The organism is Streptococcus sp. 27098_8_76, assembly GCF_041432315.1.
Lineage (GTDB): Bacteria > Bacillota > Bacilli > Lactobacillales > Streptococcaceae > Streptococcus.
Map to the genome: position 1 here is coordinate 1 of NZ_JAPVZI010000032.1, position 1,476 is coordinate 1,476.

Annotated in this window: 1 rRNA gene; it reads left to right on the top strand. The window is 49.4% G+C overall.

The window, feature by feature from the left end:
• Positions 1 to 1,476 (top strand): 23S ribosomal RNA (locus O3636_RS10645); the annotation flags it as partial.

The window sequence follows — 1,476 nt, forward strand, 5'->3', positions numbered from 1 at the left end:
GGGCGCACGGTGGATGCCTTGGCACTAGGAGCCGAAGAAGGACGTGACAAACGACGATATGCCTTGGGTAGCTGTAAGTAAGCGATGATCCAGGGATTTCCGAATGGGGGAACCCAACAGGTACTACCTGTTACCCGCATCTGTTAAGGATGTGAGGAGGAAGACGCAGTGAACTGAAACATCTAAGTAGCTGCAGGAAGAGAAAGCAAAAGCGATTGCCTTAGTAGCGGCGAGCGAAACGGCAGGAGGGCAAACCGAAGAGTTTACTCTTCGGGGTTGTAGGACTGCAATGTGGACTCAAAGATTATAGAAGAATGATTTGGGAAGATCAGCCAAAGAGAGTAATAGCCTCGTATTTAAAATAGTCTTTGTACCTAGCAGTATCCTGAGTACGGCGGGACACGAGAAATCCCGTCGGAATCTGGGAGGACCATCTCCCAACCCTAAATACTCCCTAGTGACCGATAGTGAACCAGTACCGTGAGGGAAAGGTGAAAAGCACCCCGGGAGGGGAGTGAAATAGAACCTGAAACCGTGTGCCTACAACAAGTTCGAGCCCGTTAATGGGTGAGAGCGTGCCTTTTGTAGAATGAACCGGCGAGTTACGTTATGATGCGAGGTTAAGTTGAAGAGACGGAGCCGTAGGGAAACCGAGTCTGAATAGGGCGAATTAGTATCATGACGTAGACCCGAAACCATGTGACCTACCCATGAGCAGGTTGAAGGTGCGGTAAGACGCACTGGAGGACCGAACCAGGGCACGTTGAAAAGTGCTTGGATGACTTGTGGGTAGCGGAGAAATTCCAAACGAACTTGGAGATAGCTGGTTCTCTCCGAAATAGCTTTAGGGCTAGCGTCGACATTAAGATTCTTGGAGGTAGAGCACTGTTTGGGTGAGGGGTCCATCCCGGATTACCAATCTCAGATAAACTCCGAATGCCAATGAATTATGGTCGGCAGTCAGACTGCGAGTGCTAAGATCCGTAGTCGAAAGGGAAACAGCCCAGACCACCAGCTAAGGTCCCAAAATAATTGTTAAGTGGAAAAGGATGTGGGGTTGCACAGACAACTAGGATGTTAGCTTAGAAGCAGCTATTCATTCAAAGAGTGCGTAATAGCTCACTAGTCGAGTGACCCTGCGCCGAAAATGTACCGGGGCTAAAACAATTTACCGAAGCTGTGGATACCTTTATAGGTATGGTAGGAGAGCGTTCTATGTGTGAAGAAGGTGTACCGTGAGGAGTGCTGGAACGCATAGAAGTGAGAATGCCGGTATGAGTAGCGAAAGACAGGTGAGAATCCTGTCCACCGTAAGACTAAGGTTTCCAGGGGAAGGCTCGTCCGCCCTGGGTTAGTCGGGACCTAAGGAGAGACCGAAAGGTGTATCCGATGGACAACAGGTTGATATTCCTGTACTAGAGTATGTAGTGATGGAGGGACGCAGTAGGCTAACTAAAGCAGACGATTGGAAGAGTC